The sequence below is a fragment of the Marinobacterium sp. xm-a-152 genome, assembly GCF_013282965.1.
Taxonomy (GTDB): domain Bacteria; phylum Pseudomonadota; class Gammaproteobacteria; order Pseudomonadales; family Balneatricaceae; genus Marinobacterium_E.
In genome coordinates, this window is record NZ_WBYI01000012.1 from 51,749 (window position 1) to 65,730 (window position 13,982).

Here is a 13,982-nt window from a genome sequence, read left to right on the forward strand (position 1 = left end):
TAGATAGACCGATCCTGGGTGAGCTACTATTATTCAGTGATGAATGAATTACAGATTACACGAGTCGATTACCTAGACCCGCAACAGGGTAAAGATCTTGTCACTCTATTAAATGCCTATGCATTGGATCCCTTGGGGGGTGACACTCCGCTTAGTGATGAAGTGAAGCAGGCTCTTCCTGCTAAATTAGCTGAGGTAGACGGTGCAAATAGCTTTATTGCCTATGTGAATGATCAGCCAGTGGGGCTGCTTAATGCCTTTATGGGCTTTAGCACCTTTAATGCCGCTCCATTGATCAATATTCACGACGTTTATGTGGCACCCCAAGCGAGAGGTAAGGGTGTTGTCGATGCACTCTTTGCTGCTATCGAAGCGGTGGCTAAGGAGTTGAACTGCTGCAAAATTACCTTGGAAGTATTAGAGGAGAATGGCGTTGCTCAGTCTGCTTACAAACGGTTGGGCTATAAAGGCTACGATCTTGGTGAACTAGGGGGTGAAGCCCTCTTTTGGCAGAAAAAACTGTCGTGAAAATCCCTCTTATCATCCTCCCCAAGCTCTCTAAAAAGAGCTTTTTGGTTGTTTTCATAATATTGACGGCATTTACTCTGTTCAATGTGAATAAGAGTTATAAAACCTATACGGTGCTTAACAATGCGAGGTTGTTGGGTTCTGAGACCGCTGCAGATATCCGTGCTAAAGATACACTGAGTGATTTAATTGACCATTATCAGGTTTCATTAGAGGGATTGGTAGGGGTGCTAGGTGCGCCGTTGCCAGAGAAGAGCTCAACGTTAAAATCGATTGCGGAGAGTCGAGGTATGAGTGAACTGACTCTGATTGCTAAGGTTCAGTCTTTAGTTCCCCAGTCAGGTGATTTGCAGCAGAGTGATGATGGCTCTTGGTCAGCGTCGCTCAATGAGCTCTTGTATGAGGGGTTGGCTCTTTATGGTCTTCCTATCGTGCTAGCGGTTGTATTACTTGGTGCTTTAGGTTTGCCTGTACCAGCGGGTCCAATGACCGGAATAGTGGGGCTAATGGCCTTCTCAGGTCTGTTCGATGCTTTTTTTGCGGCTGTTGGGATAGTGGTTGCAGCGTTTTTAGGTGATGTTCTGTTGTTTGAGTTGGGTCGACGAATGGATACCGCTTGGTTCGATAAGCACGGCGCAAAATTTGGTTTCAATAAGAAGAGTCGTCACAGGGTAGAGCATCTTTTTCACCGTTGGGGCTCTTTGACACTAATACTGTCGAGATCTTTGGTAGCGCACATCAGTGCGGTTGTCAGCCTGATGGCAGGTGCCTCTTCATTAGGTCGAACAAAATACTGGCTAAACTGTCTAATAGGTCGGCTTGGTTGGTTGTTAATCTATTTTGGTTTTGGGTATTTCGTTGGGGATAATCTTGCAATGGCAGGTAGCTTCTTGGGATACCTGAGTTTAAGTTTGTTGGGGCTGTTACTGATCATTGTGCTCTTTGATCAGTACCACAAGCAAAGTCATAGAGTGGTATGAGGTAACCAGGGAAGTTATGTTTGAATCGGTTCGTTCTTTAACAATGGAAGCGGCACTTGAATTGGCTAAAACCGTTCAAGCTGAAGCGGATACTCAAGGGTTCGCCATGAATGTGGTTGTCGTCGATCGCTCAGGTCTGCCTTTAGTGGTACTCAGAAACCCTAAGGCGCCGGATGCCTCTTTGGAGTTTGCGGAGCGTAAAGCTTACACCGCTGCGAGCTATGGCTGGCCAACCGCTAAGTGGCAGGAGATTGTGGGTGAGCGTCCATTGGTGATGCAGGGGCTAGCGCAAAATCCTAAAGTCTCTCTGATCGCTGGTGGTCTACCCGTTAAGCTGGGCGATGAAACCATCGGGGGGCTAGGGGTAGCAGGTGCTAAAGCGCCAGAGGATCATGCGGTTGCCGCTGCGGGTTTAGAGGCGTTTTTGGAAAAGCCTTAATGCGTGTGTGAAAGGGAAGACGAGTTCAATAGATTGTTGTTGGAGCCTTATCGAAGATGAGGCGATGTCCGGTTTCGCGACCTCTGCGAGATCGCTCCTACGGGGGTTCGGCCATTTGCGATCGAGAATGCGTTCGATGGATTGTTGTTGGAGCCTTATCGAAGATGAGGCGATGTCCGGTTTCGCGCGTTAGCTTCCCTTGTTTTCGCGATCCAGGGTCTCTTCGACGGCGTTGAGAATGCCTCGTAACATACCCATCTCGGTTTTCTCTGGACGGGTGCGATTGAAGTAGCGTTTCAGTTTATCCAATACGCGTCCTTCGTGTTGAGGGATGATAAAGCTGACGCGACGTAGCACGCGCTCTAGGTGTTCAAAGAATAGAACCATCTCATGTTGGCGCGGGTAGGGTGCCTCTTCAACTTTTTCAGGTGCTAGGCGACTGGCACGGCGTAACTCATAGCAGACCAGTTGAATCGCCTGTGAAACATTCAAAACCGGGTAGTCCGGGTTGGCATCAATAAACAGGTGTCGATTACACATCAGCATCTCTTTATTGTTTAAACCCATAGTCTCGCGCCCAAAGATGATCGCGATTTCGCCGGAGTGTGATTCAGTATGAATCTGTTGTGCAGCGCTCTCTAAGTCTTGCAAGGGGAGGTCGAAGGTTCTTTCACGAGCACTGGTGCCGACCACCAGCTGACAGTCTGCAATCGCCTCTTCGAGGGTTGCAACCACCTTCGCACTCTCCAATAAATCTTTAGCGCCAGCGGCACGCGAAGTGGCCTCTTCACTTGGAAACTCACGAGGGTTGACTAGCCAGAGTTGGCCCAGTCCCATGTTCTTCAGTGCGCGAGCCGCCGCTCCAATGTTTCCAGGGTGGAAGGTCTCGACTAAAACGATTCGAATGTTGTTCAGCATGATGGGTGATCTGTTGTGTTAAACAATAAAAACGCCCCATAAGGAGCGTTTTATTCAGCGCTTCATCGATTAGATGCGAGACGCTTGTTCTGCTGCATTACCGACGTAAGTACCCGGTGTCAGTGTGCGAAGCTCTGCTTTAGCGGACTCTGGGATCTCAAGTGTTTCGATGAAATCGAGCATCACCTCTTTAGTCATCCCTTTACCGCGAGTCAGTGCTTTTAGCTTCTCATACGGCTCTTCAATCGCATAACGGCGCATCACTGTCTGGATAGGCTCAGCTAGCACTTCCCAGCTGTTGTCTAGATCTTCATCTAGGCGTGCCGCGTTCACTTCAAGTTTGCTAATGCCTTTCAGTGTCGATGCATAGGCAATCAGACTGTGGCCAAACCCGACACCTAGGTTACGCAGTACGGTTGAGTCTGTTAGATCGCGCTGCCAGCGAGAGATTGGCAGTTTCATGGTCAGGTGGCCCATTACTGCGTTCGCGATGCCCAAGTTGCCCTCTGAGTTTTCAAAATCAATTGGGTTAACTTTATGTGGCATGGTTGATGAACCCACTTCGCCAGCAATCGTTTTCTGCTTGAAGTAACCCCAGGCGATGTAGCCCCAAACGTCACGATCAAAGTCGATCAGGATGGTGTTGTAACGACAGACTAGGTCGAACAACTCAGCAATGTAGTCGTGAGGTTCAATCTGCGTCGTGTAGGGGTTGAAGTTCAATCCTAGACCTTCAATAAAGCTCTTGGCATTCTCTTCCCAGTCGATCTCTGGGTATGCGCTTAGGTGGGCATTGTAGTTACCAACGGCACCGTTAATCTTGCCAAGGTACTCGATGCTGTCTAGCTGCTTGATTTGACGACGCAGACGGTAAGCTACGTTAGCCATCTCTTTACCTAAGGTCGATGGTGAAGCTGTCTGGCCGTGGGTGCGCGATAGCATTGGCTGAGTGGCAAAATCTTGTCCGATCTTTGCAATGGCCTGTTCAATCGCTTCCATCTCTGTGCGCATTACGGCGACGCCGTTTTTCAGCATCAGTGCGTGAGACAGGTTGTTAATATCTTCACTGGTGCAAGCAAAGTGAACAAATTCGCTGATCGCGTTTAGCTCTGCATTGCCAGAGATCTGCTCTTTAATGAAATACTCAACCGCTTTTACATCGTGGTTGGTGGTGCGCTCGATCTCTTTGATGCGCTCAGCCTGTTCTAAAGAGAATTCTGCAACCAGTGTATCTAACAGTGCATTGGCTTCGCTGCTTAATGCAGGGACTTCAGTGATCTGCGGATGTGAAGCTAATTGCTGCAACCAACGGATCTCAACTTCAACACGGAAGCGGATCAATCCGAATTCGCTAAAAATAGTACGAAGGGCAGAGGTTTTGCTTCCGTAGCGGCCATCAACGGGCGATACGGCTGTTAGAGCAGTGAGTTCCATGAATGGGGTCTCTTGAATAGCGTGAATTTAAGGGTCGAGATTATATAGAAAAAAGCAGAGGTTGGGGAGTGTCTAAGGTTAGGGTGACAGGCTTTAGCCTGTCATCCGCTCTATCAGCAATTTCCAGCGCCTCCATTGGAAGCCCGTCAGTGGATGACAGGCTAAAAGCCAGTCACCGCAACTTCGCGCTAATTCGCTCCCACATCCGAGTTCCGTACTATATTTCTACGAAGCACAATTGTAGGAGCGAATTCAGCAAAGCTGAAACCGCGAAAGGATCTGGCAGAGGTCTCTATTTAAAGACGCTTCAGCTCTTGAAGAGCGTCACCGACGCGCGATCTAAAGAAGATCAGATGCCAGCGTTGGCCGCCAACCTGTCTCCAAAGAATAGCCGCTCGAATGCCTGCCAGTAGAAGGGCGCGTATGCGGGCTGCATTTTCATTGTTCTGCAGATTGCGTGGGTCACCCTGTACCTGAATTCTGAAATTAAAGTTGCTGATCGTCTCTTGATAGAGAGCGTCAATACCAGCTAGTACTGAACTGTGAGTAAATCGACTGGCATCGGTCGGTTCGTCATCACGGTGATTGTTCAGCCAGAAGTAGTCCGCTTTTTTTGCAAGCTCATCCAGACGCTCTGAAATGGTATTCAGGTAGTCGCTGTTCTTGGCCAGTTTGCGCTCCAATGTGATCAGGCTTAGTGCGTAGCGCATCACCATTGGTGAGTAAGCATTCTCTTTTTTATCAATAATTTGCTGTATTGAATTAAAGCCGTCATTAAGATTGATTTTAAGTTGCTGCCGGCCGCCGAAGATATCCTCAGTCGTAGCTGGGTTCATCTCGAACAGTGACGCGATAGAGACTTCGAAACTGCTGCTTGAACAGCTCCCTTGGCGCGCAATCTGATCGACGAGGTGGGCTGCTTGAAAGATGGCAGCCATTGCGATCGCCTGCTCCTGTTTTGCCCTCGACATCTATCTATCCCCCCAAGTCAGATCTCGTGAACTCTGTTCAATGACACCGCCGCCTAAGCAGAGATCGCCTTGATAGAGAACTAGTGATTGTCCCGGTGTAACTGCTCGTTGAGGTTGGTCGAAATAGACTTTGTAGCCCTTTTCATGCTTTTCGATGCGGCAGGCTTGATCCGCTTGTCGGTAACGGACTTTTGCGGTGCAACTCATCGGTAGCTGAGGCTCTTCACCGTTGATCCAAAAAATCTCGGACGCATAGAGCCAATCACTGTAGAGCAGCTCATTATCGATGCCTTGCACTGCGATCAGTTCATTAGCGTTCAAATCTTTACCCGCCACGAACCACGGCTCTTCGGAGTAGTTGGCCAGGCCACCAATGCCGAGGCCCTGACGCTGGCCAAGGGTGTAGTACATTAAGCCCTGGTGTTTTCCGATGACATCCCCAGTGGGTGTGACGATATTGCCTGGTTGAGCGGGGATGTACTGTTTTAAGAAATCGGTAAAGCGACGTTCACCGATGAAGCAGATACCCGTGCTGTCCTTCTTCTTGGCAGTAATTAGATCAAGCTTTTCAGCAATCTCACGAACCTTAGGTTTCTCCAACTCACCAACAGGGAATAGCGTCATGGCCAGCTCTTGGTGGCCCACTTGGTGTAAGAAGTAGCTCTGATCCTTGTTGGGATCTAGACCTTTTAACAGCTCGCCCTTTCCACCCTGCAGGCGACGACGTGTGTAGTGACCAGTTGCGATCATGTCGGCACCCAGTAGTTGTGCATACTCAAGAAAGGCTTTGAATTTGATTTCACGGTTGCAGAGGATATCTGGATTGGGGGTGCGACCCGCTTTGTACTCTTCTAAAAAGTGTTCGAAGACGTTGTCCCAATACTCTGCAGCAAAGTTAGCCGTATGAAGCTTGATCTCAAGTTTGTCGCACACCGCTTGTGCATCGGCTAGATCCTCAAGAGCGGTACAGTACTCAGTACCGTCGTCCTCTTCCCAGTTTTTCATGAACAGACCTTCAACTTGGTAGCCCTGTTCTTTTAAAAGGTATGCAGAGACAGAGGAGTCCACGCCGCCAGACATGCCGACAATAACTTTTGTCTCGGTGATCGATTTTGTGCTCATGAAGTCAGTCTAATTGATCGTGTATTAAATTAAGTGGGTAGCGTTTGCCTGCCAAATAGTCATCGATGCAGTCCAGTACCAGGTGGCTGCGTAAACGGTGCTTGTTCTCTGCTACCTCATCGCGCGTCATCCAGACCGCTTGGAGAATCCCCTCATCCAATGCCTGTTCAGGGTTATGCGACAGCGCATTCGCGATAAAAGTCACCCTATGGAAGGTGAGATCTAATTCAGGCACGCGGTAGACATAGAGTCCCAGTAGGGCATCCAGTTCAACGCTCCATGCGGTCTCCTCTTCGGTTTCACGCAGTGCTGCTTGAAACAGAGTTTCTCCATTTTCAACATGGCCAGCTGGCTGGTTAAGCACCTTTTGATCGCCGTTGATGATCTCTTCTACCAGTAAAAAGCGATTCTCTTTCTCAACAATTGTTGCGACGGTCGCATGTGGAAACCAGCGGTTTGGTTTGGAGTCGTGCATCGTTTAACTATCTGCAATAAAATAGCTGATTATCATATCAGATTTTAAGCCGTTTCTAGGCGGTGTTTCTTAATTTTGAGGTCAGAATGCAAGATCGCATTGAAGTCGTTACGCAACCGATTGACAGTTCAGATGGTTTGACTTGGTTGAAAGAGTCACCAGAAGGGGTGGGGGCACTGGTCTCATTCACAGGCATGGTGCGTGAATTGCCGGATGCCGATTTAGAGTTCATGGAGCTAGAGCACTACCCAGGCATGACTGAAAAGGCCTTAGCCAATATAGCGACTCAAGCACGAGAACGTTGGCCGCTAAAACGTATCTATATTGTGCACCGAGTCGGTCCTATGGGGCTGTCCGAAGAGGTTGTGCAAGTGGCTGTGAGTTCGGCGCATCGCAATGCTGCATTTGAAGCGGCCAGCTTTATTATGGATTATCTAAAACGTGACGCGCCGTTTTGGAAGCGTGAGGTGAGTGATAAAGGATCGGTTTGGGTCGAGCAGAAAGCTAGCGACGTCGAGGCCGCGAAGAGCTGGGGCGACCGCTAGTCCGCCTGTTATTCGCAGGTTGAGTTCTCTTTTTAGGCAGTGGTGCTAGGTTAACGTCCAACTTTCGCCACTCGCCTGGTGCTAAATCATCGATTGTCCACTCACCCACGGCATAGCGAATCAAACGTAAGGTTGGAAATCCGACGGCCGCCGTCATTCGTCTGACTTGGCGGTTTTTCCCTTCACTGATGACCAGCTCAATCCAGCTGGTTGGTATGTTTTTGCGCTCACGAATCGGTGGTGTTCTTGGCCAGGGTTCATCGATCTGGATGATGTTTGCTTTGGCGGGGCGGGTTAAGCCATCTTTTAACTCTACCCCTTGTCTTAGCTGATCCAAAGCCTGTTCAGTGATACTGCCCTCTACTTGAACCCAGTAGGTTTTGGGGAGTTTGAACTTAGGATGTGCGAGCCGGTGCTGCAGTTCGCCGTCACTGGTTAAGACCAGTAGTCCTTCGGAATCGTAATCTAAACGGCCTGCGGCGTAGATTTTGGGGATATCAATGAACTGTGCAAGCGTGTCTCTACCCTGATCATCGGTAAAGGTGGGTAGGACATTAAAGGGTTTGTTCAGTAGATAGAGGGTAGACATAGGGTAGGAGTACTCAAAACTTATCGCGCAGTGTACGCGATAAGTCTGCCAGCCCCAAGTCCCAGAATGAGCCCTTTTAGGCTACGTCGAACTGAATATTGATAGCGTGGTAGCCGCTCTCGACGGGTTTAGCGTCAAAGACGACCTCTTGACCCGCTTTAAGGGTTTTATAGCCCTCTTTCTGAATAGCACTGAAGTGTACGAAAAGCTCCTGATCAAACTGATCACACAGAATAAATCCAAAACCTTTGACGTTGTTGAACCACTTCACCTGACCTCTATGCATGACATCCTCCTATGCAATCTGATCTGTAACATGAGTGCGTAAACTGGTTAAATGAACGATCCGTAATGGGTTCAACACACTGACTGTTTGTTACACTTAAAGAGTATTTAGCGGGCGCTGGGTAATGAAGCGCTTTTCGAAAAATGCATAAACTCTAAAGCGGTAATTTTTTATATTTAGATTAATTTGGTGAAAATGAGTATTACAAAGCGTCATGCACAGCCTGAAATGTCCGATCAAGACGACGATCAACAGCATCCACCGGGATTGGCCACGGCTGAGGCGAAACCTGAATTGAAGCAACCCTCGCTCTATCGAGTGCTGCTCATGAACGATGACTACACGCCGATGGAGTTTGTGGTTCAAGTGTTAATGGGCTTCTTTAACATGAGCGAAGAGAAAGCCACTCAAGTGATGTTGGCCGTTCATACCCAAGGCAAAGGCGTCTGTGGCGTCTATACTAAAGATGTTGCTGAGACAAAAGCGGCACAAGTTAATCAGTATTCACGTGACAATAAACATCCGCTACTCTGTGAAGTAGAGCAGGCATAAGGAGATTCGCTATGTTGAATCGAGAGTTAGAAGATACCCTAAGTCAGGCTTTTCAATCAGCCAGTACGTCTCGTCACGAGTTTTTGACCGTTGAACATCTGTTATTGGCCTTGATCGATAATCGTCATGCGTTTGAAGTACTGGCTGCCTGCGGGGCTGACTTTGATGCACTGGTCAATCAGCTGCACAACTTCCTTAAAGAGACAACGCCTCAGCTTCCCGATAATGTCGAAGCGTCCGAAACCCAGCCAACACTTGGTTTTCAGCGTGTCCTTCAGCGCGCGGTATTTCATGTCCAGTCGTCGGGCAAGACCGAGGTCACCGGCGCCAATGTTCTGGTTGCTATTTTCAGTGAGCAAGAGAGCCAAGCTGTTTACTTCCTTAAGATGCAAGGGATAGAGCGGTTGGACGTCGTGAACTTTTTATCGCATGGCGTTTCGGACAGTGAGTCAGACAATGAGCAGCAGTCTGCTGCAGCGGATGCGAAAGATGAGCAGAAACAGGAGAGTGCGCTCTCTAAGTATGCGATCAATTTAAACAAACAGGCAGCGGTTGGTCAGATCGACCCGCTGGTGGGGCGTGACTCAGAGGTTGAGCGTGTTGTTCAGATTCTGTCACGTCGTCGCAAGAATAATCCGCTGTTAGTGGGTGAGGCCGGTGTCGGTAAGACAGCCATTGCAGAGGGTTTGGCGAAGCTAATCATTGAAGAGCAAGTGCCTGATGTGATTGCCAATTCAGTTGTCTACTCCTTAGATTTGGGTGCGCTGGTTGCTGGGACGAAGTATCGTGGCGACTTTGAAAAACGCCTTAAGTCACTGCTAAACGAGATCAAAGATCAGCGCGAAGCGATTCTGTTCATTGATGAGATTCACACCATTATTGGCGCCGGCGCCACTTCGGGTGGCTCTATGGATGCCAGTAATCTGCTCAAGCCTCTATTAAGCTCAGGTCAGTTGCGCTGTATTGGATCAACGACTTTCCAAGAGTTCCGCGGCATTTTTGAGAAAGATCGCGCCTTGGCACGCCGTTTCCAAAAAGTGGACGTGTTAGAGCCTAGTGTCGAAGATACCTACCAAATTTTGAAAGGTCTTCGATCACGCTTTGAAGAGCATCACGAGATACGTTACACCGATGCTGCCCTGAAGTCGGCGGCTGAAATGGCGGATCGTTACATCAATGAGAAGCATCTTCCAGACAAGGCGATCGATGTCATCGATGAGGCGGGTGCTTATCAGCGACTCATTCCTGAAGAGGATCGAGTTGAAGCGATTGATGTGCCCGAAATCGAGACGATTGTCGCTAAGATCGCTCGAATCCCGCCTAAGTCGGTTTCAGCTTCTGACAAGCAACAACTGGCTAAGCTTGATACCAATTTGAAAATGGTTGTTTTGGGTCAGGATGAAGCGATCGATAACCTGTCGGCGGCAATCAAGCTATCACGTGCTGGACTTAAAGAGCCCAACAAGCCGGTCGGTAGCTTCTTATTTGCCGGGCCAACAGGTGTGGGTAAAACCGAGGTGACATCGCAACTGGCTCGTATTTTAGGTATTGAGCTGATTCGTTTTGATATGTCGGAATACATGGAGCGTCATACTGTCTCCCGATTGATCGGTGCGCCACCAGGGTACGTTGGTTTTGACCAGGGGGGTCTGTTGACCGAGGCGGTGACTAAATCACCGCACGCTGTTGTGCTGCTTGATGAGATAGAGAAAGCTCACCCCGAAGTCTTTAACCTACTGTTGCAGGTGATGGACAACGGTACCTTGACCGACAACAACGGTCGTAAAGCTGATTTCCGTAACGTGATTCTGATCATGACCACCAATGCCGGTGCTGAGGATATGGGACGTGCCAGCTTTGGTTTTGCTAAACAAGACCACAGCAGTGACGGTATGGAGGCGATTAAACGACTCTTTACACCTGAATTCCGTAACCGTTTGGACTCTATCGTTCAGTTCAAAGCGCTGACGAGAGAGATCGTGCGTGGTGTGGTTGATAAGTTCCTTATGGAGCTACAGGTTCAGCTAGACGATAAAAAGGTCAGTATTCATGCCAGTGATGAAGCCTGCGATTGGCTGGCCGAGCATGGCTATGATGAGAAGATGGGTGCGCGTCCAATGCGTCGCCTAATTCAAGAGAAGATCAAAAAGCCGTTGGCCGAGAAGATCCTGTTTGGTGAACTGTCGAAAGAGGGCGGATCCGTTGAGATTGTAGTGAACCCTGAAGGTGAACTCGATCTTGAAACCAGCACAGAAACAAAAATGGCCACTGTATAGTGGCCATTTTTTTGTAGGTCTCGATTAACGAGCGCGGTAAGTGATACGACCCTTGTTCAAATCGTAAGGAGTCAATTCAACTTTAACCTTGTCACCCGTAAGGATACGGATGTAGTTTTTACGCATTTTGCCAGAGATGTGCGCGATTACTACGTGACCATTCTCTAGTTCTACACGGAACATCGTGTTGGGAAGGGTATCGATTACCGTTCCTTCCATTTCAAAAGCGTCTTCTTTAGCCATTAATACCTACCTTTGGAATTCTTTACCAAGTATCGCTTAGCGTGGAATTGATCGCTTTTGTGCGTTACTTGACCTGAAGGTCGCGTATTCTGCACTAAATTGCTAAAAAAGTGAAATAGTTTAGGTCGTAGACTCTGGTCGGCTAGACAATCACTTGATCATATCGTCCGTGGCATCAACCCAAACATCATCCAGCAAGATCTCAATGGGTTGATACTGTGTTTTGTAGGCCATCTTTTTACAGTTTTTCACCCAGTAACCTAAGTAGTTGTAGGGAAGGTTAATCTGTTTCAGGTAATCCACCTGCCAGAGAACAGCAAACACGCCAAGACTGCGTTGATCATGATCAGGACTAAAAAAGCTGTAGACCGCTGATAGACCATCAACGAGCTGATCAGTCACAGCGACTGCGAGCAGTTCACCCTCACTATCACGGTACAGGTGAAACTGCGTGCTTTGGTTGCTCTCCACTAAAAAGCTGATGAACTGATCTTGTGAGGGAGGGTACATATCACCGTCATCATGGCGTGCGTTGATGTAACGGGCGTAGAGATCGTAAATCTCTTCATCGAAACGAGGTTCGATCGTCTCAACTAAGATGTCTTGGTTTTTATTCCAAATGCGACGTTGAGATTTTGAGCGTTTAAAACGATCGACCGGAATGCGCGCTGAGATACAGGCAGCACAGCCATCGCAATGGGGGCGGTAAACGTGGGTGCCACTGCGTCGGAAGCCATATTGAGTCAGTTGCGAGTAGGTCGGTTTATCCAGGGGGGCTTGTGGGTCAACGAACAGAGTTTTGGCTGTCGCTCGCTCTATATAGCTGCAGTCATGATCAGGCGTGACAAAAAACTTAAGCGTTTGCAGATTCGACATCGGGATACCAATTTCGCTTTGCCCAAGGATTATGGCTAGGCGTCCTTTTGCAATGTGTTAACAGCTGCTCAAACTCGGTCCGTTCGATCTCAACTGCACCCAGTGAGGCCAGATGTGGATTGTAGATCTGGCAATCAATTACAGCATAGTTCGCTTTTTCTAATTCTGCACAAAGAATTTTAGTGGCCACTTTAGACGCGTCTGGTACACGCGAAAACATCGACTCGCCAAAAAAGAGTCGCCCGATCGCAATGCCGTATAAACCACCGACAAGTTGATCATCTTGGTAGACCTCTACAGAGTGGGCGATCCCTTGATGATGTAGCTCGGTGTAGGCGGAAATAATCTGCTCGCTTATCCAGGTGCCATCTTCACCTCTGGGCGCAGCACACTGCCTAATAATCTCTTCGAACTGAGAGTCGATTCTGACAGCGAATTGCTCTTTTCTGAGGCGTTTTTTAAGCGATTTTGATTCATGGAATTGTGTTGGGTAGAGCACGCAGCGGGGGGAGGGTGACCACCATAGAATCGGGTCGTCTTCGCTAAACCAAGGGAATATCCCCTGTGGGTAGGCAGCAGCTAACCAGGCTGCATTCAGCTCCCCGCCGGCAGCCAACAACCCGTTTGGGTCATCGAGTGCGAGGCGGGTGTCTGGGAAATAGGGCTCTCCCGGAGTGAGCCAGGGGATCATTAGATTACTTAGCTAGATCGTCAAGGTAGCGTTCTGCATCTAGGGCTGCCATACAGCCAAAACCAGCTGAGGTGATCGCTTGACGGTATGAGTGGTCAGCGACGTCACCGGCTGCGAATACCCCTTCAATACTGGTTTGAGTGGCGTTACCTTCAAGACCTGTTTTGATTTTAAGGTAGCCATGTTGCATATCTAGCTGGCCGTCAAAGAGTTCAGTGTTGGGTTTGTGGCCGATTGCAATGAAGACACCTTGAGCGTCAATCTCTTGAGTCTCACCAGTTTCGGTACTTTTCACGCGAATTCCGGTTACACCCATATCGTCGCCCAGCACTTCATCGAGTTGATTGTTCCACATCAGAGTGATGTTGCCATTCTCGGCACGTTCAAAAATCTTATCTTGCAGGATCTTTTCAGAGCGCAAGGTATCGCGACGGTGAACAAGGACCACCTCTTTCGCAATGTTCGAGAGATAGAGTGCCTCTTCCACGGCCGTGTTACCACCACCCACAACCACTACCTTTTGATTGCGGTAGAAGAAACCGTCACAGGTTGCACAGGCGCTTACCCCTTTGCCTTTAAACGCCTCTTCAGAGTCCAAACCGAGGTATTGAGCGGAGGCGCCGGTTGCAATGATCAGAGCATCACAAGTGTAGACGCCAGTATCACCGGTTAGACGGAATGGACGCTCCGTCAATTCAGCTTTATTGATGTGGTCGTAGATGATTTCGGTGTTGAAGCGTTCGGCGTGCGCTTGCATGCGCTGCATCAATTCAGGACCTTGAACACCCTCAGCATCACCTGGCCAGTTGTCGACATCGGTGGTTGTGGTTAGCTGACCGCCCGCTTGCATACCCGTGATAACAACCGGATTTAGGTTGGCGCGAGCTGCGTAGACAGCAGCAGTGTATCCGGCAGGGCCAGAACCAAGAATGATAAGACTGTGGTGTTTAACGTCACTCATAGAAATGTTTCCAAATAAGATGTCATAAAAATGGGTCTAAAGGGTTTATGGGGGTGAATCCCTTTTTTTCAATCACAAGACCTAACCTACCACTTT

Annotated in this window: 17 protein-coding genes; 6 read left to right on the forward strand and 11 right to left on the reverse strand. The window is 48.8% G+C overall.

Going from position 1 to position 13,982, the window contains the following annotated elements:
- Positions 1–18: 18 nt before the first annotated feature.
- The 3 genes from XMA152_RS11390 to XMA152_RS11400 are packed head-to-tail and all read left to right on the forward strand — an operon-like array spanning position 19 to position 1,947.
- Complete coding sequence (locus XMA152_RS11390) at positions 19–528, forward strand: GNAT family N-acetyltransferase (RefSeq protein ID WP_371731437.1); 510 nt, start codon at positions 19–21, stop codon at positions 526–528.
- Positions 525–1,508, forward strand: a complete 984-nt coding sequence (locus XMA152_RS12855; RefSeq protein WP_173481050.1) for a VTT domain-containing protein — start codon at positions 525–527, stop codon at positions 1,506–1,508. Before XMA152_RS11390 ends, XMA152_RS12855 begins: the two co-directional genes overlap by 4 nt.
- Before the next feature lie 16 nt (positions 1,509–1,524).
- On the forward strand, positions 1,525–1,947 hold the full coding sequence (locus XMA152_RS11400; RefSeq protein ID WP_173481049.1) for a heme-binding protein: 423 nt from the start codon (positions 1,525–1,527) through the stop codon (positions 1,945–1,947).
- Between the two features lie 189 nt (positions 1,948–2,136).
- Here XMA152_RS11400 and XMA152_RS11405 read toward each other — a convergent pair whose 3' ends face one another.
- The 5 genes from XMA152_RS11405 to XMA152_RS11425 form a co-directional block, all read right to left on the reverse strand.
- Positions 2,137–2,865, reverse strand: a complete 729-nt coding sequence (locus XMA152_RS11405) for an RNA methyltransferase (RefSeq protein WP_173481048.1) — start codon at positions 2,863–2,865, stop codon at positions 2,137–2,139.
- Positions 2,866–2,934: 69 nt separating this feature from the next.
- Complete coding sequence (gene purB / locus XMA152_RS11410; RefSeq protein WP_173481047.1) at positions 2,935–4,299, reverse strand: adenylosuccinate lyase; 1,365 nt, start codon at positions 4,297–4,299, stop codon at positions 2,935–2,937.
- Positions 4,300–4,595: 296 nt separating this feature from the next.
- Positions 4,596–5,270: a high frequency lysogenization protein HflD gene (gene hflD, locus XMA152_RS11415; protein WP_173481046.1), complete on the reverse strand. Its 675-nt coding sequence runs from the start codon at positions 5,268–5,270 to the stop codon at positions 4,596–4,598.
- The gene (gene mnmA / locus XMA152_RS11420) at positions 5,271–6,392 is read right to left on the reverse strand and encodes a tRNA 2-thiouridine(34) synthase MnmA (protein ID WP_173483678.1); all 1,122 of its coding nucleotides are present in this window, start codon (positions 6,390–6,392) and stop codon (positions 5,271–5,273) included.
- Between the two features lie 4 nt (positions 6,393–6,396).
- Positions 6,397–6,867 (reverse strand): NUDIX hydrolase, encoded by a 471-nt coding sequence (locus tag XMA152_RS11425; protein WP_173481044.1) that lies wholly within the window; start codon positions 6,865–6,867, stop codon positions 6,397–6,399.
- Between the two features lie 86 nt (positions 6,868–6,953).
- On the opposite strand from XMA152_RS11425, the gene XMA152_RS11430 reads away from it, so the two are divergent.
- Positions 6,954–7,412: a molybdenum cofactor biosynthesis protein MoaE gene (locus XMA152_RS11430; protein ID WP_173483679.1), complete on the forward strand. Its 459-nt coding sequence runs from the start codon at positions 6,954–6,956 to the stop codon at positions 7,410–7,412.
- Here the strand turns inward: XMA152_RS11430 and XMA152_RS11435 are convergent.
- Positions 7,372–8,001 carry a pseudouridine synthase gene (locus XMA152_RS11435; protein WP_173481042.1) on the reverse strand — a complete coding sequence of 210 codons (630 nt, stop codon included), beginning with the start codon at positions 7,999–8,001 and terminating at the stop codon, positions 7,372–7,374. The genes XMA152_RS11430 and XMA152_RS11435 overlap by 41 nt on opposite strands.
- Positions 8,002–8,077: 76 nt before the next feature.
- Entirely contained in the window at positions 8,078–8,287 is a 210-nt protein-coding gene (locus XMA152_RS11440) for a cold shock domain-containing protein (protein WP_173481041.1), read from the reverse strand.
- A 195-nt stretch (positions 8,288–8,482) separates the two neighbouring features.
- Between XMA152_RS11440 and clpS the strand changes: the two genes are divergently transcribed.
- Complete coding sequence (clpS, locus tag XMA152_RS11445) at positions 8,483–8,839, forward strand: ATP-dependent Clp protease adapter ClpS (protein WP_217362057.1); 357 nt, start codon at positions 8,483–8,485, stop codon at positions 8,837–8,839.
- 11 nt (positions 8,840–8,850) lie between these two features.
- On the forward strand, positions 8,851–11,115 hold the full coding sequence (gene clpA, locus XMA152_RS11450; protein ID WP_173483680.1) for an ATP-dependent Clp protease ATP-binding subunit ClpA: 2,265 nt from the start codon (positions 8,851–8,853) through the stop codon (positions 11,113–11,115).
- Positions 11,116–11,139: 24 nt separating this feature from the next.
- Here the strand turns inward: clpA and infA are convergent, their stop codons facing one another.
- The 4 genes from infA to trxB form a co-directional block, all read right to left on the reverse strand.
- A complete protein-coding gene (gene infA / locus XMA152_RS11455; RefSeq protein ID WP_169450742.1) occupies positions 11,140–11,358 on the reverse strand; it encodes a translation initiation factor IF-1 in 219 nt (72 codons plus the stop codon).
- Positions 11,359–11,508: 150 nt separating this feature from the next.
- The gene (locus tag XMA152_RS11460; RefSeq protein ID WP_173481039.1) at positions 11,509–12,234 is read right to left on the reverse strand and encodes an arginyltransferase; all 726 of its coding nucleotides are present in this window, start codon (positions 12,232–12,234) and stop codon (positions 11,509–11,511) included.
- The gene (aat, locus tag XMA152_RS11465; RefSeq protein ID WP_173481038.1) at positions 12,212–12,925 is read right to left on the reverse strand and encodes a leucyl/phenylalanyl-tRNA--protein transferase; all 714 of its coding nucleotides are present in this window, start codon (positions 12,923–12,925) and stop codon (positions 12,212–12,214) included. Before aat ends, XMA152_RS11460 begins: the two co-directional genes overlap by 23 nt.
- A 4-nt stretch (positions 12,926–12,929) precedes the next feature.
- Positions 12,930–13,886 carry a thioredoxin-disulfide reductase gene (trxB, locus tag XMA152_RS11470; protein WP_173481037.1) on the reverse strand — a complete coding sequence of 319 codons (957 nt, stop codon included), beginning with the start codon at positions 13,884–13,886 and terminating at the stop codon, positions 12,930–12,932.
- Between the last annotated feature and the right edge of the window lie 96 nt (positions 13,887–13,982).

Bases quoted from the DNA above. Each gene is read 5' to 3' on its own strand.
- XMA152_RS11400 (WP_173481049.1), top strand. From the start codon at position 1,525: ATGTTTGAATCGGTTCGTTCTTTAACAATGGAAGCGGCACTTGAATTG.
- XMA152_RS11435 (WP_173481042.1), bottom strand. From the start codon at position 8,001: ATGTCTACCCTCTATCTACTGAACAAACCCTTTAATGTCCTACCCACC.
- XMA152_RS11430 (WP_173483679.1), top strand. From the start codon at position 6,954: ATGCAAGATCGCATTGAAGTCGTTACGCAACCGATTGACAGTTCAGAT.
- trxB (WP_173481037.1), bottom strand. From the start codon at position 13,886: ATGAGTGACGTTAAACACCACAGTCTTATCATTCTTGGTTCTGGCCCT.
- mnmA (WP_173483678.1), bottom strand. From the start codon at position 6,392: ATGAGCACAAAATCGATCACCGAGACAAAAGTTATTGTCGGCATGTCT.
- infA (WP_169450742.1), bottom strand. From the start codon at position 11,358: ATGGCTAAAGAAGACGCTTTTGAAATGGAAGGAACGGTAATCGATACC.
- purB (WP_173481047.1), bottom strand. From the start codon at position 4,299: ATGGAACTCACTGCTCTAACAGCCGTATCGCCCGTTGATGGCCGCTAC.
- XMA152_RS11440 (WP_173481041.1), bottom strand. From the start codon at position 8,287: ATGCATAGAGGTCAGGTGAAGTGGTTCAACAACGTCAAAGGTTTTGGA.
- hflD (WP_173481046.1), bottom strand. From the start codon at position 5,270: ATGTCGAGGGCAAAACAGGAGCAGGCGATCGCAATGGCTGCCATCTTT.
- XMA152_RS11405 (WP_173481048.1), bottom strand. From the start codon at position 2,865: ATGCTGAACAACATTCGAATCGTTTTAGTCGAGACCTTCCACCCTGGA.
- XMA152_RS11425 (WP_173481044.1), bottom strand. From the start codon at position 6,867: ATGCACGACTCCAAACCAAACCGCTGGTTTCCACATGCGACCGTCGCA.
- XMA152_RS11460 (WP_173481039.1), bottom strand. From the start codon at position 12,234: ATGTCGAATCTGCAAACGCTTAAGTTTTTTGTCACGCCTGATCATGAC.
- aat (WP_173481038.1), bottom strand. From the start codon at position 12,925: ATGATCCCCTGGCTCACTCCGGGAGAGCCCTATTTCCCAGACACCCGC.
- clpA (WP_173483680.1), top strand. From the start codon at position 8,851: ATGTTGAATCGAGAGTTAGAAGATACCCTAAGTCAGGCTTTTCAATCA.
- clpS (WP_217362057.1), top strand. From the start codon at position 8,483: ATGAGTATTACAAAGCGTCATGCACAGCCTGAAATGTCCGATCAAGAC.